Source organism: Thiolinea disciformis DSM 14473, assembly GCF_000371925.1.
In the GTDB taxonomy this organism is placed as follows: Bacteria; Pseudomonadota; Gammaproteobacteria; order Thiotrichales; family Thiotrichaceae; genus Thiolinea; species Thiolinea disciformis.
On record NZ_AQVE01000032.1, the window covers coordinates 1 to 22,197 of the forward strand.

The following is a 22,197-nucleotide window of genomic DNA, read 5'->3' on the forward strand; positions in this document are numbered from 1 at the left end:
AGGCGGTGTTGTGGATCCTGCGGTCGGGCAGTCAGTGGCGGAGTTTACCGCGTGAGTACGGTCACTGGAATAGTGTGTTTAAACGGTATAATCGTTGGGCGGCGATGGTTGTATGGGATACCTTATTTCAGGCCATTCAAGTAGAGCCTGACTATCAAGAAGGCGGTATCGATAGTACCGTGGTGCGGGCACATGCCTGTGCAGTGGGACAAAAAAAGTAGTGCCACAGCCGAAGCTCTTGGTCGTTCAGTTGGGGGTTTTAGCTGTAAAATCCATGTGTTAACCGATGGGTTGGGCTACCCGCTGCGCTTTTTACTGACCGCAGGACAAACGGCAGATATTACTCAAGCTCAAGCACTCGTCTCCTCCACACCGCTTAAAGCGTTACTCGCGAATAAGGGCTATGACTCACCAGCATTAGTGGACTATCTCAAGGAACGACACATTGAATCCGTCATTCCTTCACGTGCTAATGCCTTGAATCCTCGCGTTTATGACAACGTGAGATATAAAGAGCGGCATCTGATTGAGTGTTTCTTTAGCAAGATCAAACATTATCGACGGGTCTTTGCCCGTTTTGATAAGAAGGCTCAGAACTTTATGGCATTCCTTCACTTCGTCGCCTTCTTAATCTGGACTCGCTAAATGTCAACAGAATCTAGTCTTGTTCCTCACTTGCTGATTTTTCCAAACGCCATTTTGCCAACTCACCATTTTCCACGCGTTCGTATATACCCTCGACTTTTAGTGTGGTGTGGATAGATTCGAATGTAACCTCCTGCCCCAAGTAATAATATGAAGGTTGCCAACCTGCACTACGGCGATAAACCGTCACTTCAGCAATGTCCTGCTCGATTAGCACATATTCCAATAAACTAGGTAGGGCAATATATTCTAAACGCTTATCAGTTTTATCGGTGCGGCGTGTACTTTCTGAAATCACTTCGACGACTAAAATCGGACGTTCGCGTACATAAGCATCTTGGGAGGGATCATCATTACAAATGACCACGACATCAGGATAACGGAAACGATCGTGAGCAGTTTTAATGAGCATGTCACTTACGAATGGCTCACAAGGTTGGTCTTTCAAAGCATTCCACATTAAGTTAGATAGGTTGCGAGTAATACGATTGTGATTAATCTTCGCTCCAGCCATGGAATACACTTGCCCTGCCACATACTCGTATTTCTGCTGACTGATCCGCTCGCCAGCAAGATAATCTTGGATGCTAATCTGATCAAGTGGCTGTGCAAACATAAGCGAACCTCTAATTAGGATACAGAATCTGTTTCGATCTTAGCATATTTATAAAAACAGATGGGTTTTGTGGCTAATACTGAAATGCAGCTTTATTGTGCAACTTATCCGGTATCAGCTATTCACTAAGAATATAAATTTATCAAGGAGGAGGATTATGGAAACCAAAGTCCTGATCACTATTTCGTAGCAAGCGTTTGATTGGTATGACGAATATGCGCATGAAAGTATATATCGACGTACTTTTCTAGCCTGTTTGGGTTCTTTAGCCATTGCTCATTTAAGCGTGAGGCTGTTTAGTTAATGCGCGAAGTGAGTGCTCAAGCTTGTAGCAAGATGCACAAGATGGCTACTTTTACGCAACCTTTATTGTTATTCTAAGACTTCATCATCGTGAGGAGTCTAAATCAATGAAGTTAAAAACCTTATTCTCAGCCCTGTGCTTAGTAAGTTTGTCCTTCGTACAGTCCAGTGCGTTCGCATTGGAAAAGCCAAAGAATAGCGTGATCAAAATGTCGACTACCACCAGTACCGAAAACTCCGGTTTGTTAAAGTTTCTCTTACCTAAGTTTGAGGAAAAAACGGGTTATAGTGTGCAAGTGATTGCCGTCGGTTCTGGTAAGGCTCTCAAAATGGGCGAGGATGGCGATGTCGATGTGGTGCTGTCCCATGCGCCAGCCGCTGAGAAAGAATTTGTGGAAAAAGGCTTTGGCGATAAACGTTATCCGGTCATGTATAACGATTTTGTCGTCTTAGGCCCTGAAGCCGACCCTGCCGGAATTAAGGAGCTAAAATCGACCGCCGAATCATTTGCCAAAATTGCTGAAACTAAATCGCCTTTTATATCGCGTGGCGACGATTCTGGGACGCATAAAAAAGAATTGAAAATTTGGGAAACGGCGAAAATTAAACCTGAAGGGGAATGGTATCGCGAAGCAGGCGATGGTATGGAAAAAGTGATTCAAATGTCTGGTGAGTTGAATGCTTATACGTTGGCGGATCGCGGAACATGGCTTGCAGTGATGAACAAGTCGCCCTTGAAAATCCTGCATGAAGGCGATAAAGAATTATTCAATCCTTATGGCATTATGGCGGTAAGCCAAAAACGTTATCCCGATATTAATCATGATGGCGCACAAGCTTTGATTGATTGGATGGTATCAGAAGAAGGTCAGGCTGCTATTGCTAGTTTCAAAGTGAATGATATGGTCTTATTTACCCCGAATGCTGATAAAGCCGACGCATCCGCTAAAGAAACTCCAGCTAAAGTTCAATAATATTTTTCATGGAGGCTTTGGTTCAAGCTAGCCAAGACGCTTTATCCCTGTTATTTAGCGGGGATAAAGAGCTCTGGGAAATCGTTGGTATTTCTTTCCAAGTCTCACTCTTGGCTTTAATCATTGCGATTCCACCCGCTTTATTACTCGCTTTTGCTTTAGCTTATGGTCAATTCGTCGGCAGACGCTTTTTGATTGCGCTATTCAGCACCATGCTATCCGTGCCAACGGTGGTGATTGGTCTAACTTTATATGTTCTATTGTCACGCCAAGGCCCTTTAGGTGAATGGCGTTTGCTATTTACTCAAACGGCGATGATGTTAGGGCAAATAACGCTCGCGTTTCCAATGTTGGTTTCGATCGGTCATTCCGCTTTGCAGGCGGCTGATCGACGCGCGTGGGAAACCGCCCGAACCTTGGGCGCTTCGCGTTTGCGAGCCTTGCTAACAGTCACTTATGAAGTACGTTTTGGTTTGCTGGCTGCGGTATTGGCGTCCTTCGGGCGGATTATTTCTGAGGTGGGTGCTTCTATGATGCTGGGCGGCAATATCTTACATCACACCCGTAATATCCCGACCGCGATCGCGCTCGAAACGAGCAAAGGCGAATTCGCACAGGGCATTGCTTTAGGCTTGGTTTTATTAGTGATGGCTTTAGCTTTAAATGTTCTGCTGCACCATTTTCAGGGCAAAGGCTATGTGGGTTCATGACTAAGTTGCAGTTTCAGGGTATTTCCAAATATTTTCAAGACCGTCACCTATTACAAGAAATAAGCTTGCCGGTGTGGCAGGGGCACTGCACCTTGTTAACGGGGGCAAATGGCGCCGGTAAAACTACCTTATTGAGGATTTTGGCTGGTTTTGAAAGGCCAGATACGTTTGAGGTGCAGACAAGTTTGGGTTTATTGAATTGGAGGCAATACAAAAAAACCTTGAGTAGCCGTGTCCTGTATCTCCACCAGCAACCTTATATGTTTGAAGGCAGTGTTTGGGCGAATCTGGATTATGCCTTGCCACGCCACTTGAGCAAATTGGAGCGTGCTGAGCGCATTGAGGAAGCGTTAACATGGGCTGTACTCGAAGCCTTAGCAAATGCTAAGGCGAAAAACCTTTCAGGCGGTGAATATCAGCGTGTAGCTTTAGCACGAGCTTGGTTGCGCAAACCGCAGATTTTATTGCTGGATGAGCCAACGTCGAATATGGATCAAGAGGCACGTTTGCGTACCGTGCATCTTCTCGGCCAATTACGGAGTGAAGGCATGGCCTTAGTGGTGGCGAGCCATGATCCTGATTATTTTTCTTCATTGGTGACGGATCATCTGCATCTGAATCAAGGCCAGTTATTGCCTGTGCCACTACATGCGAAGCGCGATAATGGAAATGTTACGACGTTACGGCAAAGCCTTTAGTCGTTTTTACCCAACTCCCAATTCAACAATTCTGCCAAACGTTCGCGCACTAATTCTTTACCTTGAGCATTGTGGGCAAGGCTGTCCATCAGTACTTGTGGATCAAGACAATTAGCAACCACTTTTTCCATAATCGCGTCAGTATAATTACGCCATTCAGTGAGCTCCGGCGAGGTAGATAAAGGTAACAAAGAACCCCGATACAGATTCAAGGCTTTCTCAAGATTTTGTTCTTTTAAGACCTGCCACAGTGCTGTGTAGTCGCTCCAAGTGCTTACCAAAATTTGATAAGGTCGCGAACCAATTTGCCCATCGAGTAAATGACGTAAATGCGAGAGGCTAGCTTTTAGGCTGGCTGGTGCAATAGTGGGGTCGCTATACAAAGCACGGTGCAATTCCGCGAGGGTAATACCTTGAGGATGTAAACTCAGTAGGCAGAGAATTTCCAATTGGCGTAAGGAAACGTGTAAGGGTTTACCGCGAAAAATTACCTGTGGAAAGCCAAGTGCATAAAGCTGTAATTCAGCAGGTTGTGCCATTGCCGGTAAGTGCCGACGGAGTGTGTGGGCTATATCGGCCACCGCCATTTCACCCAAAGGGGTATGCAAGTCAGCGTGGGTGGCAATACAAAACACACCTACCACTTCATTGGTTTGAGCGTGAGTGATGGGTGCAGCATAAGCGACCCAATCGTGTAAAGCTTCACTGAAATGTTCGGCTGCAAAGACTACCTGTGGTTTTTGCTGGCGCAACGCCAAACCAATGGCATTGGTACCGATAGAGGCTTCATTCCATTGGCTACCTACACTGAAGTGAATAGCGTGAGCAGCAGAGGTTAATGCTTCACTAGCACTAGTCCAAAGAATTTGCCCTAGTTCATCAGTTAAGGCCGCTACTAAATTACCTTCCTCCACTAGTTGCTCAAGCTCCGCTTTAATGGGTTCTAGGGCAACGCATAAGGGGGAGGAGACCCAGCGCGAAGCAGAAAAGTTGAATTCAGGCGCGAGTGAGCTGGGTAATACTTGTTTCAGGCTACGTTGCCACGAGCTAATCAGCTCAGCCGATAACAGCGTGTCGGGGCTAGGCACGCGGTTTTCATAGACGAATAAAGCCCACGCCAATTTCAGAGCTTTGCGGCGTTGCTCCAATATTAATTTTCGTTTAGCGGGCTGCATACCAGCCCTCATTGTGTACGATTTTCCTCTTCAACCTTATTGCAACCTTGTCAGTGTTAGGATGGTGGTATGAACTAAATACAAACCAAAAACACTCGATAGCTAAGCTTTTGGAGGAGCAAGCGACATGCTGAAATCACTCTACATTAATCCAGAAAAATGTACAGGCTGTTTGCAATGCGAAATGGCTTGTTCGTATGAGCTTGAGCAGGTTTTTAATCCGGCGCACTCGCGCATTAAAGTCTTTACTTTTCATGATGCAGGGCGTTTCGTTCCCTATACTTGTACGCAATGTGACGAGGCATGGTGCTTGAAAGCCTGCCCTGTGGAAGCGATTGTGATTAATGCAGCGACTGGCGCGAAAGAAATTTTAAATGACCGCTGTGTAGGCTGTAAGGTCTGCACGATTTCTTGCCCATTCGGCACGGTCAACTACAATTCAGCTTCTGGCAAAGTCATTAAATGCGACTTATGTGGTGGTAATCCACAATGCGCTTCCGCTTGCCCCACTGGTGCGATTACTTATATTGATTCTGATGCGACTGGCTTAGAGCGTATGCGTAACTGGGCCGAAAAAATTAATACTCAGTACGCTGCTTGAGGAGAAAGAAATTATGGCATGGACTAGAAAATTCCTGCGTGTCAATTTAACCGATGGCACGATCAAAACTGAAGCATTAAACATGGACTGGGCACGTGAATATCTCGGCCAGCGTGGCTTGGCAACGCGTTATTTTGTAGCCGAGGTGGATCCAAAAGTGGATGCCTTAGGGCCAGATAATAAGCTTATCATGACGACAGGGCCCTTAACGGGCACGATGGCTTCTACCGGCGGACGTTATTCCGTAGTGACCAAAAGTCCTTTAACCGGTGCTATTGCATGTTCCAATTCCGGTGGCTTTATTGGCGCTGAAATGAAAAATGCCGGTTGGGATATGATTATTTTCGAAGGCAAAGCGCCAAGCCCTGTTTATTTATATGTAGAAAATGATCACGCCGAATTAGTCCCAGCAGATGATTTGTGGGGTAAGTCAGTTTGGGCGACCGATGAGTTATTGCACCAAAAATATCAAGACCCGCAATTACGGATTTGCTGTGTGGGACGTTCTGCGGAAGCAGGCTGCTTGTATTCCGCGATTGTCAATGACTTACACCGTGCAGCAGGCCGTTCAGGTGTTGGCACCGTGATGGCCTCCAAAAATCTGAAAGCGGTTGCGGTACGTGGCACCAAAGGCGTGGGTAATATTAAAGACCCTATTCGCTTTATGAAAACCGTAGCTGAGCAGAAAAAAGTCTTGGCGGATAATGCGGTAACGGGCGCTGGCTTACCTAAATACGGTACGCAAGTCCTCATGAATGTAATCAATGAAATGGGAGCTTTGCCAACGCGCAATATGCGTGAGGTAAAGTTCGAAGGCGCCCATGCGGTTTCTGGCGAGGCGATGCATGAACCCCGTAAGTCCGATGGCAAACCGAATTTAACCCGTAATGCTGGGTGCTTTGGTTGCACAATTGCTTGTGGTCGTATCTCAACTATTGATCGTGGTCACTTCTCGGTTGAAACCAAACCCGAGTATTGGGGAAATTCAGGTGGTTTGGAATATGAAGCCGCATGGGCGTTGGGGCCTGATACGGGCGTGGATGACTTGAACGCTTTGACCTATGTGAACTTCTTATGTAATGAAGATGGCATGGATCCGATTTCATACGGTGCAACAGTGGCAGCAGCCATGGAGTTGTATGAAATGGGTGTTATTACCCAAGAAGACACGGGTGGTATTGAACTAAAATTTGGTTCAGCCCAAGCGTTAGTGGCAGTCACTGAATTAACCGCCAAAGGTGAAGGCTTCGGCAAGATTCTGGGCTTAGGCTCTAAGCGCATGTGCGAGAAATACGGCCATCCCGAACTGTCTATGACCGTAAAAGGCCAAGAGTTCCCCGCCTATGATCCGCGTGGTATTCAGGGTATGGGCTTAACCTATGCTACCTCGAATCGTGGTGCTTGCCACTTGCGTAGTTATACGGTTTCTTCTGAGGTCTTAGGCATTCCCTTCAAAACAGATCCTTTAGCGACCGAAGGTAAACCCGAATTGGTCATTGCTTTCCAAGATGCGACTGCAGCGGTGGACTCATCTGGTCTTTGTATTTTCACGACTTTCGCGTGGTCACTCGAAAATATTGCGCCACAAATTGATGCGGCTTGCGAAGGCGACTGGTCAGTGGAAAAATGTGCTGAATTAGGGGCGCGGGTATGGAACTTGGAGCGTGATTTTAATATGCGTGCCGGTTTGACCAGTGCCGATGACACTTTGCCACCGCGCTTATTAAAAGATGGTGCCAATACCGGCCCTGCACAAGGCAAAGTTGCGGGTTTGGCAGAAATGTTGCCGAAGTACTATGAATTGCGTGGTTGGACAACAGAGGGGCAATTAACCCCAGAAACGCGAGCACGTTACGGTTTACCAAGCTGAGGTAGGCATGAAGCATATCATCATCGGTACAGGGCCTGCGGGTGTAGTGGCGGCTGAAACTTTGCGTAAACGTCAGCCAGAAGCTGACATTACGCTCATTGGTGGCGAGCCAGAGCCGCCTTATTCGCGTATGGCGATTCCCTATTACCTGATTGGTAAAGTCGGCGAAGATGGTACGCATCTACGCCCTGCTGCGCAGCATTTTGATCACTTAAAGATTCATTTATTGCGTCAGCATGTTACCCGTTTGGATGTGGCAACCAAAACCCTAAGTCTTGATAACCAGCAGAGTTTGTCTTTTGACAAGCTTTTGCTGGCGACAGGGTCTTATCCAACCCGTCCGCCTATTCCGGGTATGGACTTGGCGGGTGTGGTGAATTGCTGGACTTTAGCGGATGCGCGCAAGATTGCAGCAGGTGCCAATAAAGGTGATGAAGTCGTGCTCATGGGAGCGGGCTTCATTGGTTGCATTATTCTGGAGGCCTTAGCTTTACGTGGCGTGAAATTAACCGTGGTCGAAATGGAAGACCGTATGGTGCCGCGTATGATGGATGAAAAATCCGGTACGCTGCTCAAAAAATGGTGCGAAGCCAAAGGTGTAAGGGTTTTAACCTCCACGCGTGTTAAAGGCGTATCTGAGGAAAAAATATTCGCTGCACCCGCCAATTCTGCGCCAGCCTCCAGTGGTGGCTTTTTTAGCCGATTGTTTAAACCAAAACCGGCTGTCATGGCGGAGGCAGCGCCGACGCCAAGTGGTAAATTGATAGTAGAGTTGGATGGCCAAGCGCCATTGAAAGTAGACTTGGTGATTTGTGCGACCGGTGTGCGTCCTAATATTGATTTAGCCAAAGGTATCTTGGAAACCAAACACGGTATTTTAGTGAATGAGCGCCTGCAAACCAGTGCTGCGGATATTTATGCAGCAGGTGATGTGGCAGAAGGTAAAGACTTCTCGACGGGCAAATACAGTGTGCAAGCTATCCAGCCTACGGCCGTTGATCACGGTGCTTTAGCAGCGATCAATATGACTGGTGGGCATAATGCCTTAAATCGCGGTACCATCAATATGAACGTATTGGATACCATGGGCTTGATTTCATCATCCTTTGGTTTGTGGCAAGGCATTGATGGCGGCGAATCAGCTACGCTGGAAGATTTAAATCGCTATAAATACATTAACTTGCAATTCCAAGACGATTATCTAGTGGGTGCGAATACCTTAGGGATGACTCAGCACATTGGTGTGTTGCGTGGTTTAATCCAAAGCCGTACCCGATTAGGTGCTTGGAAGCAGAAGTTGATGCACGATCCAACCCGCATCATGGAGGCTTATTTAGCGCGTAATACGGGATGAATATCACGCTAAAGTTGTATGCCAATTTGAGTTATTTGCTACCTGTACACGCGAAACATAATGCGGTGCAGGTGGATTTGCTTGAACCCATTAGCATTCATCACTTAATCGATCTTTATCATGTGCCGCGTGAGCAAGCCCATTTAGTGCTAGTCAATGGTGTTTTTATTAATCCTGAAGAACGTGATCAGGTAGATCGTTTGAAGCAAGGTGATGTCATTGCTATCTGGCCACCGGTGGCGGGAGGCTAGTTTATTCTATTCCTTGAACGTGAAATGGGCTTTACGCTGCCGGAGTTTCTCAAACTCTTACCAGCGGCTTTACACGGCTATGCTTATACCTGTCACGACTCGATGATCCAAATTGATGTTGACGACACCCCTTTAGTAATCACCTTGGGCGCGCAGCAAGTCCGTCGCATTGCACTCTTAGCTTTACCCTATCTGCCGATCCGTTTTGACTATGCGGGTTCTGATGTATCCTTCCAAACTTTTCTCAAGCAATTCGACTTGTATTACCGTAAAGGTGGCGGGTGATGGCAGTTTATAAGTTTTGCCACACTACCCGATCAAAACCCAATGAAACCACTGCCAAACAGCGCAAGCGCTCCGGTTGTTGGTATTTCTCGGTTAATACCGCACGATAATGGTGTAATTGTTGCAAAGCCCTATGAAGTGCCTGTTGTACAGCAGGTAATTGCATTAATTCTTCACGCGACTGTTCACGTACTTGCTCACCACTCAGTTTCAAATCGGTGAGTGATAAGTATTTGAACTCTAATACAATATCTTTCAAGGTGGGGTATTGGCGCATACTGGGGCGGATAATCAATACCAAGTCAGCATAACGTCGTTGCAGTGCTGTTTCTGAATCCACTACATAATAAATGTCATTAAATAATAAGGTCAGAAACGCGGTTTTGATGGTTAGCTCATTGCTCCACACATAATCACGGTTACTGAATGCCGCAAAGTAACTTTGTTCTAAGTAATCCGCCAAGGGCGTTAAATCAGCGCTTTGGTAAAACTGCTCCGCCATATTGGCGACTGCAATGCGCTCTTTGGCCGCAGGCAGGATGCGTTGGCGCAATTCATCGACATACAAGGCTCGTGTGACTAGGTTCGGGATACCAAGGGTGAGTTTGCCGAGGATATCGGTATCAACAATGGTCAAGACACCAAAGTAATACAAGAGGGACAATAGGTAATGCTCATCTTGTTTCAGCTCTGCTAGTTTTTCCACCCCGAAACGGGTTTCCAAAATATCCAGCGTAATCGTGTTTTCCTCATCCAGAATTCGTTCGATCACTCCTGTCCCACTGGGTTGACTCGCCAGATAACGAATCCGTGCCGTATCCATCATGAGATTGCCGTCTAACATTTGTCGTGGAGCTTTACATTCGTTTTGATAGTGGCGCAAGAAATAAAAGCACAGGATCGGGTTATATAATAGCGGTTTGTCGAGAGCGTCACAGAAACGATAACCATTGTAAAACTGTTTCAGGGTTTGCAATAACTCATTATATTGAGCTTCCTCGTGTCCACAGTGCTGCAACACCTTTGATACTAATCCACTCAGTTCGGCTTGAGTAATACCACAGAGGGCATTGAAACGGGGCATTAAAGTAATATCCGTCGCCACATTATAGCCACTGGTCATATCCGCCAACACCAGCGGTGAGACACCGGTAATGAATACCCGAGCAATCTTCCCTTCTGCGGCACTAGCCTTAATAATTTTAAATAAACCTTTTAGGATGCCTTCGCCTTCCAATAATTCACGGTAAGGGCGGGTATTGTGTGCATCACGTACTAGCACTTCATTAGCGAAATTATCGTATTCGTCTATCAGTAAATAAAGCTGATGCCCATGTTCCTGCACCACGGTCGCCAATTGCTCAAACGATGACAGGGCATTGTCGCGTAATAGGTTGATTTGTACATCAGGTAATTGTTCGCGGTATTGATTAATAAAGCCTTGAATCCGCACATTAATATGATCAAATAGATTCTGCTTAATCTGCTCTGCACTGCCTTGAGCTAAGACATTGGAGAAATCCCAACGCAAGATCAAATAGCAATTATGCTCAGGGGTTGGATTGCGCCCCACTGCCAAATCACCAAACAAAGTCTCAAATTGATCGGCTGTTTTAATATCGTAGTAATGAGCAAGGGTAGATAAGAGGAGGGATTTGCCAAAACGGCGCGGGCGTAGGAAAACCAGTTGTTTTCCAGTTTCTTCTAAGAGTGGAATATGAGCGGTTCGATCAAGATAGAGGTAATGTTCTGTACGAATGGCATGAAAATTACTCATTCCATAGGGAAAGCGAATCATGGGGATCAATCTCTCAAACTACATAGTTTCAGGATAGCATAACTTGGCTGATCGTTTGGCAAGTATAGGTAGTTCAAGCAATTGCTCTGAAACATAATGGCTTATAGCTTTGTTCGCTGAAAGCAACAGGCTACAATACGCGTTTTGCTTCATTCAGGACTGATTAATCCCATGACTACTGCTTCGACTTTGCCGGTTCAGCGTGCTCTGCTGAGTGTTTCTGATAAAACGGGTGTACTGGAATTTGCACGCTTTCTCCATAGCAAGGGTGTGGAGCTGCTTTCTACTGGTGGAACGGCGAAGCTATTAGCTGACAATCAACTCCCTGTGAAAGAAGTGTCAGAGCACACCGGTTTTCCTGAAATGATGGATGGGCGCGTGAAAACCTTGCATCCTAAAATTCATGGCGGGATTTTAGGCCGTCGTGGGATCGATGATGCGGTGATGGCAGAACACGATATTCAGCGTATTGATCTCATCGTGGTGAATCTTTATCCCTTTGAAACCACTGTGGCTAAGCCAGATTGCAGCGTTGAGGATGCGGTGGAAAATATTGATATTGGCGGGCCAGCGATGGTGCGTGCCAGTGCCAAGAATCACGCGCATGTAGCGATTGTGGTTGACCCTAGTGATTATGGACGTGTGCAGGCGGAAATAGAGAACTTGGGCTTTATTGAGCCTGAAACGCGTTTTGATTTGGCCATTAAAGCCTTTGAGCATACGTCGCATTATGATGGCATGATTGCCAATTATTTCGGTGCGCGGGTAGGTGAGGGCAGTCGTAACAAGCCCCTTGCTTTTCCGCGCACTTTCAATCTGCAACTGCATAAAGTACAAGATTTGCGTTATGGTGAAAATGCACACCAACGAGCCGCTTTTTATGCTGAAGCGAATCCAGCGAGCGGCAGTATTGCGACCGCCAAGCAGATTCAAGGTAAAGAGCTTTCTTATAATAATATTGCTGATACTGATGCTGCCTTAGAGTGTGTGCGTCAATTTGAGCATAGCCCCGCTTGTGTGATTGTGAAGCACGCTAATCCTTGTGGTGTCGCAGTCGGTGCGAATCTACTGGAAGCTTATAATCGTGCTTATAGTACAGACCCTGAATCAGCCTTCGGTGGCATTATCGCCTTTAATCAGCCTTTAGATGGAAAAACGGCACAAGTCATCGTGGAGCGGCAATTTGTTGAGGTGATTATTGCGCCTGGTGTTTTACCGGAGGCGGTTGCCATTGTTGCTGCTAAAAAGAATGTGCGCTTATTAACAGTCGAGGCATGGCAGGGTATAGCTGCACAGCAGCTTGACTATAAGCGTGTGAATGGCGGTTTATTGGTGCAAACCTCTGACTCGGCTTTGATCGATAATTTAACTGTTGTAACGCAGCGTCAGCCGACTGAAGCCGAGCTAAACGATCTGAACTTTGCTTGGCGCGTGGCGAAATTTGTGAAATCGAATGCGATTGTCTATGCCAAAGACGGGATGACCATTGGTGTGGGGGCGGGGCAAATGAGTCGTGTTAATTCTGCACGTATTGCAGCGATTAAGGCAGAACAAGCGGGTTTAACCGTGGTTGGCTCGGTGATGGCCTCCGATGCGTTTTTCCCTTTCCGTGATGGTATTGATAATGCGGCGATGGTAGGGATTAAAGCAGTCATTCAACCCGGTGGTTCGATGCGTGATCAGGAGGTCATTGAGGCTGCCAATGCGCATGGCATGGCCATGATTTTTACGGGAGTGCGCCATTTCCGCCATTAAGCGGTTGAGGGGCTTAGCAGATAAAGTAAACTCTATCTGCTAGCCTGTTTCGTCTTCAGCACAGCAACTCTGTACAAACAACTCGCTCAGTTTGTACAGAATTGTCGTTTTATTTCAACTTCATCACCAATTGGTGTTTACCACCTTCTTTAATGGTAATCCGATCAATTTTTACCATTTCGCCCAGAATAGCAGTGACTTCATAATCACCCGCCTCTAAATCAACGACGGCTGAGTGGCGATTATCAATCTTAACATCACGGGTCGGTTTGTTTTTGGGCTTTAAGTGCCAAGTTACGGGTTTAAAAGCGGGCTCACCGCTGACGATGGCGCTTAGATTAAGTTGCCCTGTGATCGAGCGTATTTCACTCCCTGCAAAACCGGCAGAGGAAAACATAAGGCATAAACAAGCACAGCTTAAGCGCTGACTTTTTGAGAAATGTCGCATGAAAAGATCCTACATATCAGACTAAATGAAAAAAGCACTATGAACTGAGGTAATTTTGATCAAGTTACAGTGGTATGTATTTATCGACACCAAAAAAGTTCAGCTTAATTTCAGCTTAATAGCGTCTAGGCTGCAAGTAACAGACGCAATGAAACGAGTAACGAAACCACGATCAATAAAGGACGAATCAAACGCACACCATGCTTTGCTGCCATATGTGATCCTACCCAACTGCCTATAATTTGACCAGTCCCCATGATCAAACCTGTTAGCCAGAGTACGTGCCCTGATAAGATGAAAATGAATAATGCAGCAGCATTGCTAGTAAAGTTTAAGAGTTTGGTGCTAGCCGTAGCACGCGGCAAGGTATAACCCAACAGACTAATGAAGGCGATCGCGAAAAAAGTACCGGTTCCGGGGCCAAAAAATCCATCATAAAAACCGATCCCAAAGCCTGCGGTTGCCGCAAATAAGGGCCTTGTGATTTTAGGTTTACTAGCCAAGGCACCAAGATTGGGGGAGAGTAATAAATAAATAGCAAAGCCGATCAGTAAAACGGGAATAAGGCGTTGTAAGATGCTCGAATCTACCCGTTGTACGACTAGAGCACCGAGCAAAGCGCCCAAAAACGTGAGGGTAATATCGGCGATGTGCTCGCGTGGACTGAGTAGACCTTGGCGTGCATAGTTAATGGTAGCCGTGAGTGAGCCAAAACTGGATTGTAATTTATTAGTGGCCAGTACTTCGAGAGGGCTATGGCCTGCCCATAATAAGGCGGGAATGCTAATGAGACCGCCACCGCCACCGATGGAATCAACCCAGCCAGCTAAGATCGCCAATAGAAATAAAACGAAGAGGGTGGTGATGTCTGACCCAGAAACCGCTAAGAATAAATCCATGACTAGCACTTAAAAAGCGCAAGCTTAGCATAAATCAGGCATAAAAAAGGCGCTAAAAAAGCGCCTTTTCAAAGCCAGTACTGGATGTTATTTGCCTTGGCTAACCATAAAGTCAACCGCTGCTTTTACATCGTCATCGCTAAGTGCCGCATTACCACCTTTAGCGGGCATCGCATTGAAGCCTGTCAAAGAATGGGTATATAAAGTATCCATGCCATTCGCGATACGTGGTCCCCAGGCGGCTTTGTCGCCTAATTTTGGAGCATTGGCTACACCCGCGTCATGGCAGGCAAAGCAAGCTGAACGATAAGTCTTTTCACCATTACCACCTGCTGCTTGTGCCGCAGGCGCTGCACCCTGTGCTGCAGGAGCAGCTTGAGTAGCGGCAGCGGCTGGTGCTGCACCACCAGCAGGGGCGGCTGCTTGAGCTTCTTTCGATAAATCAAACCCCGCTTTCGCTGTCATATATACAATAGCGTCAGTTAATTCTTGATCCGTTAAGCTAGGATCGCCACCTTTTGCGGGCATTTGATTCAAACCATTCGTGGCTGAGGTGAGTAGGCCTTTTAAACCTTTAGCAACCCGTGGTTCCCATGCAGCTTTATCATCGGGTTTAGGGGCATTTAATACACCAGCCGTATGGCAACTGGTACAAACAGCGGTATACACTTGTTCGCCGGTACGCGCCACAGGAGCGACAGATTTATCAACTGTTACTACAGTGCCGATAGGTTTGATGTTATCCGCAGCGGCGGCAACGGCCATGGTATTGTCTTGTGCACCAACGGTCGAGTTTCGGCTAATGGTATGGAATAGACTGCTGACCAATACAAGCGCGGCAGCACCGATAACAACTAGGCCGCCAATCAGTACGGGTTTGGCATAAGGATCTTTATTTACTACGGCCACGATGTTCTCCCATAAATGGAACCACTAGCGGTTCATAAAATGAATCTGAAAGGTTAAAAATTCTGTTTAAGCGACGCGATTATATTTGAAACACCCTATGGACTCAAAGTACCGATTCTTAAATCTTGATCTTTATCTCACTTTTTTCTTAAAGACAGTGCTTTAGAGATAGAGTAAAGGCATAGTTATGCAGCTTTTTAGCAAGCAGACTAAAGTCAGTCATAGACGTTAAGCATGGAGTTCGCTATGATCAAGCCCCTATCGAAATGCACCCTTAGCTCAGCTGGATAGAGCGTTGCCCTCCGGAGGCAAAGGTCAGAGGTTCGAATCCTCTAGGGTGCGCCATCTATTAGTATTTTTTTCTCCCTGTCAAGGACACGCTGCAAATTGACATTGTTGTGTTGGTAAGCGCATCACAGCACTACCGTCGGGACAATATCTCACATCTGTGGCACATTCAAATTGTGGTGTTTGATTAGTTATACCGTGCTCGGGTAATGGCTTATCCGCTGGTACTGGGCAAGCAGGGAAATTACAGTTTGGAGCTTGACGTGCCAAGCTTGTGCCATCAGGACACACTTTTGCATCTTCCGTACAAGCGACAACAGGCGCAGGCTGTGACCAGAACGCCGCATAAAGCGGTAAACTACTGAGTGCCAAACCCATTAAAATAAGCACACGCTTTTTCATAATAGACTTCCTTAAAAGACTGATTATATCTCGCTTGGCTATAACCAGTCTTGCCTAGTGTATTAAAGCTTAGACTAAGGCTTCTAAGGACTGACTGAGCAAAGCTAAACCTTCTTGTAGCACATTATCCTGAATGGTCAGCGGGGTCAGAATACGAATCACGTTTCCACGTATACCACAGGACAATAAGATCAAACCACGTTTCGAGGCTTCTTGTACGAGCGCTTTGGCTAGGTCAGCATTAGGCTGATTGGCATCGCCATTTTTGACTAGCTCAATCGCGATCATTGCACCTAAGTGACGAATCTGGCCGATACATTGCGGATATTGCTTCTGCATTTGATTCAAGTGGCCGACCACTTGTTCCCCAATAGCAGTGGCTTTATCACATAATTTTTCTTCTTCAATCACATCCAATACGGCTAAGGCCGCTGCGCAACCCACTGGGGAACCACCATAAGTGCCACCTAAACCACCGGGATTCGGTGCATCCATGATCTCAGCCTTACCCACGACGGCGGCTAGTGGGAAGCCACCCGCCAAGCCTTTAGCCATGGTGATCAGATCAGGTTCGATACCATGGTATTCAGAGGCAAACATTTTTCCAGTGCGCGCAAATCCGGTTTGAATTTCATCGCAAATCAATACAATACCGTGCTTGTCACACAAATCGCGCAATTGTTTTAAGAAGCCTTGTGGAACTGGATAAAAACCACCTTCACCTTGCACTGGCTCAATGATAATCGCCGCGACACGCTCTGGCTCAATATCAGCATGGAATAAATTATCAATCGCAGCCAACGAGTGTTCCGCAGTGATACCATGGTAATCAATGGGGAAAGGCACATGATAAATGTCCGCTGGGAAGGGGCCGAAACCTGCTTTATAGGGTGCGACCTTTCCAGTTAACCCCATGGTTAAGTTGGTGCGGCCATGAAAGCCGCCATGGAAGGCAATAATGCCACTGCGTTTGGTGTGTGCGCGTGCAATCTTAATCGCATTTTCAACGGCTTCTGCACCAGTGGTGACGAAAATACTCTTAGCGTTTTTTATTGGAACGGCCGCATTTAGGCGTTCGGCCAACAACACGGCTTCATCATAAGGGCTAACCATTAGGCAGGTGTGTGAGAAATTGTTTACCTGATTAATGACAGCTTGTTGAATTTTTGGGTGGCTATGACCAGTGTTGACCACTGCAATACCTGAGGAAAAATCAATATAACGTTTACCAGTGATATCCCACACTTCTGAGTTGAGTGCTTTGGCCACATAAACAGGAGCCATAGTGCCTTGTCCGCGTGCGATGGCTTTCTCTTTGCGTTGTTGCCATTCTAAATTATTCATCCTTCACCTTCCTGTGAGTTATTGCGCTAAACCGCCCATACATAAATATTTAATTTCCAGAAAATCTTCGATCCCGTATTTTGAGCCTTCACGCCCTAAACCGGATTCTTTGACCCCACCAAAGGGTGCAACTTCGTTTGAAATAATGCCTTCATTAATGCCCACAATACCGTATTCTAAGGCCTCGCTCACGCGCCAAATACGCCCAATATCACGGCTATAGAAATACGCAGCTAAACCGAACTCGGTATCATTCGCCATTTGAATCGCTTCTTGTTCAGTCTTGAAACGGAAAATCGGGGCAACTGGACCAAAAATTTCTTCGCGTGCGACACGCATGTCAGGCGTTACATTCGTAATAATAGTGGGCTGGAAAAATGTACTGCTATCGCTTAGACGCTTGCCACCCGTTAAAACACAAGCTCCTTTATTGACCGCGTCAGCAATATAGGTCTCGACTTTTTGGACAGCCGCTTCATTGATCAAGGGACCTTGGTTAACCCCTTCCTCAGCACCGTTACCCACTTTGAGTTTAGCAACTGCGGCGGCCAGCTTTTCGGCGAAGGCATCATAGACTTGGTCTTGGACTAATAAGCGATTTGCACAGACGCAAGTTTGTCCCGCATTGCGATATTTGGAGGCCATCGCACCGGCGACAGCCGCATCTAGATCAGCGTCATCAAACACTAAGAAAGGCGCATTACCCCCTAATTCCATGGAGACTTTTTTCATAGTAGCTGCGCACGCGGCGGTTAGTTTTTTACCAACTGCGGTGGAGCCAGTGAATGATAGTTTGCGCACCACTGGATTACTGGTGAGTTCATTGCCCACGCTGGCGGCATCTTGAGTGGTGATGACATTCAAGACGCCTGCGGGTAAACCTGCCTGTTGCGCCAATTCAGCCAAAGCAAAGGCACATAAGGGGGTGAGTTCAGACGGTTTAATCACCACTGTGCAACCGGCTGCAATTGCTGGGGCGCATTTGCGCGTAATCATCGCAATCGGAAAATTCCACGGTGTAATCGCGGCCACTACGCCAATCGGCTGCTTAAGCACCACTAAGCGTTTGTCATTCGCCGGCGAGGGGATGACATCACCATAAACCCGCTTAGCTTCTTCTGCAAACCATTCAACAAACGAAGCCCCATAAGCGACTTCACCACGTGCTTCTGCCAAGGGTTTGCCTTGCTCGGCGGTCATGAGCTGCGCTAAATCTTCTTGGTTCGCCATAATCAGTTCAAACCAGCGCCGCATAATCACAGCACGTTCTTTCGCTGTTTTGCCGCGCCATGCAGGCAAGGCGGCTTCTGCCGCTGCAATGGCGCGCGCTGTTTCAGCCGCTCCCATATCCGGCACTTTGGCCAATAGTTCACCGGTGGCTGGGTTGGTCACTGCTAGGGTTTTACCTGAGTCGGCTTGTACCCATTGGTTATTAATAAAAGCTGCTGTTTTTAATAAGTCGCTATTCTTAAGCAACATAGTTTCCTCCTAAGGCGCTTCAGCTCAGGATGCTGAAGTTTGGTTGTATTTTTAGCAGAGCCATCCTCTAAATGGGGGATAAGGTCTGTCATATGCTGAAAATTAGATCACATAATCACGGGATCGTGTTAGCGCTGCCAAAAGTAGATCATGTATTCATCGACCTTCGGCAACTATCTAAACATGCTAAGCCTTAGGATGCCATTAAAACTATGCGTTTGCCTTGTCTGAGCTCGTTAATTGGGGAAGTTCAGATGGGGCAAGCACTTCAACAGGTGGCTGAAAGTCTGCTGGGCGTGTCCGCAGTCGACGGTCGATGAGTAGTTTAAAAAAGAATGGCACAAAGAATATCGCTAGAAAAGTGGCTGCTAACATGCCGCCAGTCACGCCAGTACCAACCGAACGGCGTGCGCCGGCACCCGCACCCACGGATAGGGCGAGCGGTAACACGCCCAGTATAAAGGCGAGGGATGTCATAATAATAGGGCGAAACCTTAACCGCGCAGCCTCCATGGCTGCCGCGGTTGCTTTCCAACCTTCTTCGACTTTGTATAAGGCATATTCCACGATCAAAATTGCATTTTTTGCAGCCAAACCCAATAAAGTCACCAGACCAATCTGAAAATACACGTCATTGGTCATGCCTACCCAATAAATCGCGGCAAGTGCACCAAACAAACCAAAGGGCAGGGCGAGCATGACGGAGAAGGGCAAAGTCCAACGTTCATATAAGGCGGCTAAAATCAGAAATACCATAATCACCGCCATGGATAGCGCTAAAATAGGGCTACTAGAAGAACGCTTTTCTTGGAAGGCAGCACCACTCCAATCTAAACTAAAATCTGAACTCAAGGCTTGATCGGCAATAGTTTGTACAGCATTCAAGGCTTGTCCAGAACTATAACCAGCAGCGGCAGACCCCATGACTTTTACCGCAGGTAGGTTATTAAAACGCTCAATGGTTTCAGGCCCAGAGGTATATTCCACGGTCGCGAAAGTCGATAAAGGAACCATATTGCCACTACTGCTGCGGATAAACATGCGTTTTACATCGTCGGGGGTACGCCGGTATTGCATATCGGCTGACATGAGAACCTGCCAAGAACGCCCAAATTTATTGAAATCATTCACATAATAAGTGCCAAGTCCAGCCGCTAAGGTGGCAAAGGTGCCATTCAAGGAAATGCCCAGTGCTTTTGCGCGTTCACGGTTGACATCGATATATAATTGCGGCGTTGCGGATTTCCAAAGACTGCGTACCTGAGCGAGAGCAAGATTGCCGGTAGCACTTTTTTGGAAGCTTTGTAAGGCTTCTATGAGTGCTCGAGATCCACCGTCACCTCGATTTTGAATATAAAATTCAAAGCCTCCAGTGCTGCCTAAACCTAAAATAGCGGGTGGGGTAAACGCCAGTACCATGGCTTCTTTGATACCACTGGTCTTCTTGAGCAGTTCCGCGACTAATTCCTTAGTGGTCATGGTGCGCTCATCCCAATGCGATTGAGCGACGAAGAAAGTGGCTGCATTGTTTTTTGAGCCACCACCAATGAAGTCTAAGCCGGTTAAGGACACAACGTTGACATTGGCGGGATTGGATTTAATGGCAGCAACGACTTGCTTGACTACGCGATCAGTACGTTCGAGCGATGAGCCGTCGGGTAAATATACCGAGGCCATAAAATAGCCTTGATCTTCATCGGGTACCAGTGAAGTCGGCGTATGTTTCCATAGCCAAGTAGTAGCGAATAACATGCTGGCAAATAAGCCAACCGGTAGGATCCAATAACGCAGCATGGTACCCACGCCTGTAACATAAGCCTTGGTGATAGCACCGAAGGATTTATTGAAACCACGCGCTAATATATTTTCGCGCTTGTGTTCAGGACGCAAAATCAGGCTACATAAAGCGGGTGTTAGGGTGAGTGCGACAATGCCCGAAATCGTCACGGATATTGAAATGGTCACCGCGAATTGACGATATAGTTCACCCGTTAAACCACCTAAAAAAGCCACCGGAACGAATACTGAAACCAGTACTAAGACAATGGCCACTACAGGGCCACTGACTTCCTGCATCGCTTTGATGGCGGCGGCGCGTGGGCTCAAACCTTCTTCGTGCATAATGCGTTCGACGTTTTCCAGCACCACAATCGCATCATCCACTACAATTCCTATCGACAACACCATACCAAATAAGGTCAGGGTATTGATCGAGTAACCCAATACCATTAAGCCCGCAAAAGTCCCTAACAGTGAGACAGGTACGGCCAAAATGGGAATTAAGGTAGCGCGCCAGTTTTGTAAAAATACAAAGACCACCAGAAAGACTAAGGCGATGGCCTCACCCAAGGTTTTGACCACCTCGCGAATCGACACGCGCACGAAACGGGTATTATCCGACGATACATTGTAAGTGAGCCCCTCAGGGAAGCGCGTAGATAGCTCTTTCATGGTCGCCTGAATAGAGTCAGCCACTTCTAACGCATTCGCACCATTTTGTAGGGAAATACCAATCATGGCCGCTGCTTTACCATTGATGCGTCCCCGAAAATCGTAGTTTTTCGAGCCTAATTCAACCCGTGCTATATCTTTTAAACGTAATAAACTCCCATCTGCATTGGCGCGTAAAATAATATTTTCAAATTGCTCAACCGTAGACAGGCGGCCTTGGGTAGTAATGGTATAAACCACTTGCTGGTCTTCACCCGTAGGCGCTTGTCCAATTTTACCCGCTGCAAATTGTGCATTTTGTTCGGTCAAGGCGCTGGCCACATCGCCTGCACTTAAGCCTAATTGCGCCATTTGATCCAGTTTAAGCCAAATGCGCATCGCATAGTCTTTTGCACCGAAAATTTGTACTTCTGAGGTTCCCGGTACTAATTTGAGACGATCTAGGACGCTCAGTGATAAATAATTGGAAATGAAAAGATCGTCGTAACGCTCATCTTCACTATAAAAGGCCAATATTTGGAGTAAGGACGAGGAGCCTTTAATCACCGTAATACCTTGACGGCGCACTTCATCGGGTAGACGTGCTTCCACCTGCTTAATGCGATTATTGACATTGATGGCCGCTTTATCGGTATCCGTGCCAATTTCAAAGGTAATGCTAATCGTCACTGCGCCACTGGAGGATGAGGTGGAGGACATATACAGCATGTTCTCCACGCCATTAATGGCGTTTTCAATGGGTGCAGCGACGGTTTCTGCAATAACTTGTGCGGAAGCACCGGGGTAGGTGGCAGTCACGCGCACGGTAGGCGGGGCAATTTGTGGATATTGCGCAATGGGCAATACACGCAGTGCCGCAAAACCCGCCAAAGCAATAAAAATCGAAATAACGATAGCAAAGATAGGGCGGTCGATGAAAAAACGTGAAAACATGGTCAATCC

At 46.9% G+C, this 22,197-nt stretch carries 21 protein-coding genes, 1 tRNA gene and 1 pseudogene; 13 read left to right on the top strand and 10 right to left on the bottom strand.

Going from position 1 to position 22,197, the window contains the following annotated elements; all coding sequences use genetic code 11:
- Positions 1-221: transposase (locus A3IE_RS21210; RefSeq protein WP_020395081.1), on the top strand; the 221-nt coding region annotated here is incomplete at its 5' end.
- The gene (locus tag A3IE_RS0117600) at positions 193-645 is read left to right on the top strand and encodes an IS5 family transposase (protein ID WP_020396945.1); all 453 of its coding nucleotides are present in this window, start codon (positions 193-195) and stop codon (positions 643-645) included. The genes A3IE_RS21210 and A3IE_RS0117600, both read left to right, overlap by 29 nt.
- Before the next feature lie 13 nt (positions 646-658).
- Here the strand turns inward: A3IE_RS0117600 and A3IE_RS0117605 are convergent, their stop codons facing one another.
- On the bottom strand, positions 659-1,261 hold the full coding sequence (locus A3IE_RS0117605; protein WP_020396946.1) for a Uma2 family endonuclease: 603 nt from the start codon (positions 1,259-1,261) through the stop codon (positions 659-661).
- 196 nt (positions 1,262-1,457) lie between these two features.
- On the opposite strand from A3IE_RS0117605, the pseudogene A3IE_RS23465 reads away from it, so the two are divergent.
- The 4 genes and pseudogenes from A3IE_RS23465 to A3IE_RS0117620 form a co-directional block, all read left to right on the top strand.
- Positions 1,458-1,565: pseudogene (locus A3IE_RS23465) on the top strand (hypothetical protein); the annotation flags it as partial.
- A gap of 106 nt (positions 1,566-1,671) precedes the next feature.
- Positions 1,672-2,538, top strand: a complete 867-nt coding sequence (locus A3IE_RS0117610; RefSeq protein ID WP_020396947.1) for an ABC transporter substrate-binding protein — start codon at positions 1,672-1,674, stop codon at positions 2,536-2,538.
- 8 nt (positions 2,539-2,546) lie between these two features.
- Positions 2,547-3,248: an ABC transporter permease gene (locus A3IE_RS0117615; RefSeq protein WP_020396948.1), complete on the top strand. Its 702-nt coding sequence runs from the start codon at positions 2,547-2,549 to the stop codon at positions 3,246-3,248.
- Positions 3,245-3,946, top strand: coding sequence for an ABC transporter ATP-binding protein (locus tag A3IE_RS0117620; protein WP_020396949.1), 702 nt, complete (start codon positions 3,245-3,247; stop codon positions 3,944-3,946). Before A3IE_RS0117615 ends, A3IE_RS0117620 begins: the two co-directional genes overlap by 4 nt.
- Here A3IE_RS0117620 and A3IE_RS0117625 read toward each other — a convergent pair.
- Entirely contained in the window at positions 3,943-5,121 is a 1,179-nt protein-coding gene (locus A3IE_RS0117625; protein WP_020396950.1) for a sigma-54-dependent transcriptional regulator family protein, read from the bottom strand. The genes A3IE_RS0117620 and A3IE_RS0117625 overlap by 4 nt on opposite strands.
- Before the next feature lie 127 nt (positions 5,122-5,248).
- Between A3IE_RS0117625 and A3IE_RS0117630 the strand changes: the two genes are divergently transcribed.
- The 5 genes from A3IE_RS0117630 to A3IE_RS0117650 are packed head-to-tail and all read left to right on the top strand — an operon-like array spanning position 5,249 to position 9,482.
- The gene (locus tag A3IE_RS0117630) at positions 5,249-5,722 is read left to right on the top strand and encodes a 4Fe-4S dicluster domain-containing protein (RefSeq protein WP_020396951.1); all 474 of its coding nucleotides are present in this window, start codon (positions 5,249-5,251) and stop codon (positions 5,720-5,722) included.
- A 13-nt stretch (positions 5,723-5,735) separates the two neighbouring features.
- Positions 5,736-7,592: an aldehyde ferredoxin oxidoreductase family protein gene (locus tag A3IE_RS0117635; RefSeq protein ID WP_020396952.1), complete on the top strand. Its 1,857-nt coding sequence runs from the start codon at positions 5,736-5,738 to the stop codon at positions 7,590-7,592.
- 7 nt (positions 7,593-7,599) lie between these two features.
- Entirely contained in the window at positions 7,600-8,946 is a 1,347-nt protein-coding gene (locus tag A3IE_RS23225; RefSeq protein WP_020396953.1) for an NAD(P)/FAD-dependent oxidoreductase, read from the top strand.
- Positions 8,943-9,197, top strand: coding sequence for a MoaD/ThiS family protein (locus tag A3IE_RS0117645; RefSeq protein ID WP_020396954.1), 255 nt, complete (start codon positions 8,943-8,945; stop codon positions 9,195-9,197). The genes A3IE_RS23225 and A3IE_RS0117645 overlap by 4 nt, the downstream gene beginning before the upstream one ends.
- Positions 9,198-9,221: 24 nt before the next feature.
- On the top strand, positions 9,222-9,482 hold the full coding sequence (locus A3IE_RS0117650; protein ID WP_020396955.1) for a hypothetical protein: 261 nt from the start codon (positions 9,222-9,224) through the stop codon (positions 9,480-9,482).
- Between the two features lie 7 nt (positions 9,483-9,489).
- Here the strand turns inward: A3IE_RS0117650 and A3IE_RS0117655 are convergent, their stop codons facing one another.
- Complete coding sequence (locus A3IE_RS0117655; RefSeq protein WP_020396956.1) at positions 9,490-11,280, bottom strand: AAA family ATPase; 1,791 nt, start codon at positions 11,278-11,280, stop codon at positions 9,490-9,492.
- A gap of 171 nt (positions 11,281-11,451) precedes the next feature.
- Here A3IE_RS0117655 and purH point away from each other — a divergent pair, with 171 nt between their 5' ends.
- The gene (gene purH / locus A3IE_RS0117660) at positions 11,452-13,035 is read left to right on the top strand and encodes a bifunctional phosphoribosylaminoimidazolecarboxamide formyltransferase/IMP cyclohydrolase (protein WP_020396957.1); all 1,584 of its coding nucleotides are present in this window, start codon (positions 11,452-11,454) and stop codon (positions 13,033-13,035) included.
- Positions 13,036-13,144: 109 nt separating this feature from the next.
- Here purH and A3IE_RS0117665 read toward each other — a convergent pair whose 3' ends face one another.
- The 3 genes from A3IE_RS0117665 to A3IE_RS0117675 all read right to left on the bottom strand — a co-directional run bounded on the left by A3IE_RS0117665 (position 13,145) and on the right by A3IE_RS0117675 (position 15,291).
- Positions 13,145-13,483, bottom strand: a complete 339-nt coding sequence (locus tag A3IE_RS0117665; protein ID WP_020396958.1) for a hypothetical protein — start codon at positions 13,481-13,483, stop codon at positions 13,145-13,147.
- Positions 13,484-13,608: 125 nt separating this feature from the next.
- On the bottom strand, positions 13,609-14,382 hold the full coding sequence (locus tag A3IE_RS0117670; protein WP_020396959.1) for a TSUP family transporter: 774 nt from the start codon (positions 14,380-14,382) through the stop codon (positions 13,609-13,611).
- An 87-nt stretch (positions 14,383-14,469) separates the two neighbouring features.
- Positions 14,470-15,291, bottom strand: coding sequence for a c-type cytochrome (locus tag A3IE_RS0117675; RefSeq protein ID WP_020396960.1), 822 nt, complete (start codon positions 15,289-15,291; stop codon positions 14,470-14,472).
- 268 nt (positions 15,292-15,559) lie between these two features.
- Between A3IE_RS0117675 and A3IE_RS0117680 the strand changes: the two genes are divergently transcribed.
- Positions 15,560-15,636 (top strand) — tRNA-Arg (locus A3IE_RS0117680).
- 24 nt (positions 15,637-15,660) lie between these two features.
- Here A3IE_RS0117680 and A3IE_RS0117685 read toward each other — a convergent pair.
- The 4 genes from A3IE_RS0117685 to A3IE_RS0117700 form a co-directional block, all read right to left on the bottom strand.
- Complete coding sequence (locus tag A3IE_RS0117685; protein ID WP_020396961.1) at positions 15,661-15,981, bottom strand: hypothetical protein; 321 nt, start codon at positions 15,979-15,981, stop codon at positions 15,661-15,663.
- 69 nt (positions 15,982-16,050) lie between these two features.
- Positions 16,051-17,325, bottom strand: a complete 1,275-nt coding sequence (gene gabT / locus A3IE_RS0117690) for a 4-aminobutyrate--2-oxoglutarate transaminase (RefSeq protein WP_020396962.1) — start codon at positions 17,323-17,325, stop codon at positions 16,051-16,053.
- Positions 17,326-17,343: 18 nt separating this feature from the next.
- Positions 17,344-18,804: an NAD-dependent succinate-semialdehyde dehydrogenase gene (locus A3IE_RS0117695; protein ID WP_020396963.1), complete on the bottom strand. Its 1,461-nt coding sequence runs from the start codon at positions 18,802-18,804 to the stop codon at positions 17,344-17,346.
- Positions 18,805-19,014: 210 nt separating this feature from the next.
- The gene (locus tag A3IE_RS0117700) at positions 19,015-22,188 is read right to left on the bottom strand and encodes an efflux RND transporter permease subunit (RefSeq protein WP_020396964.1); all 3,174 of its coding nucleotides are present in this window, start codon (positions 22,186-22,188) and stop codon (positions 19,015-19,017) included.
- Between the last annotated feature and the right edge of the window lie 9 nt (positions 22,189-22,197).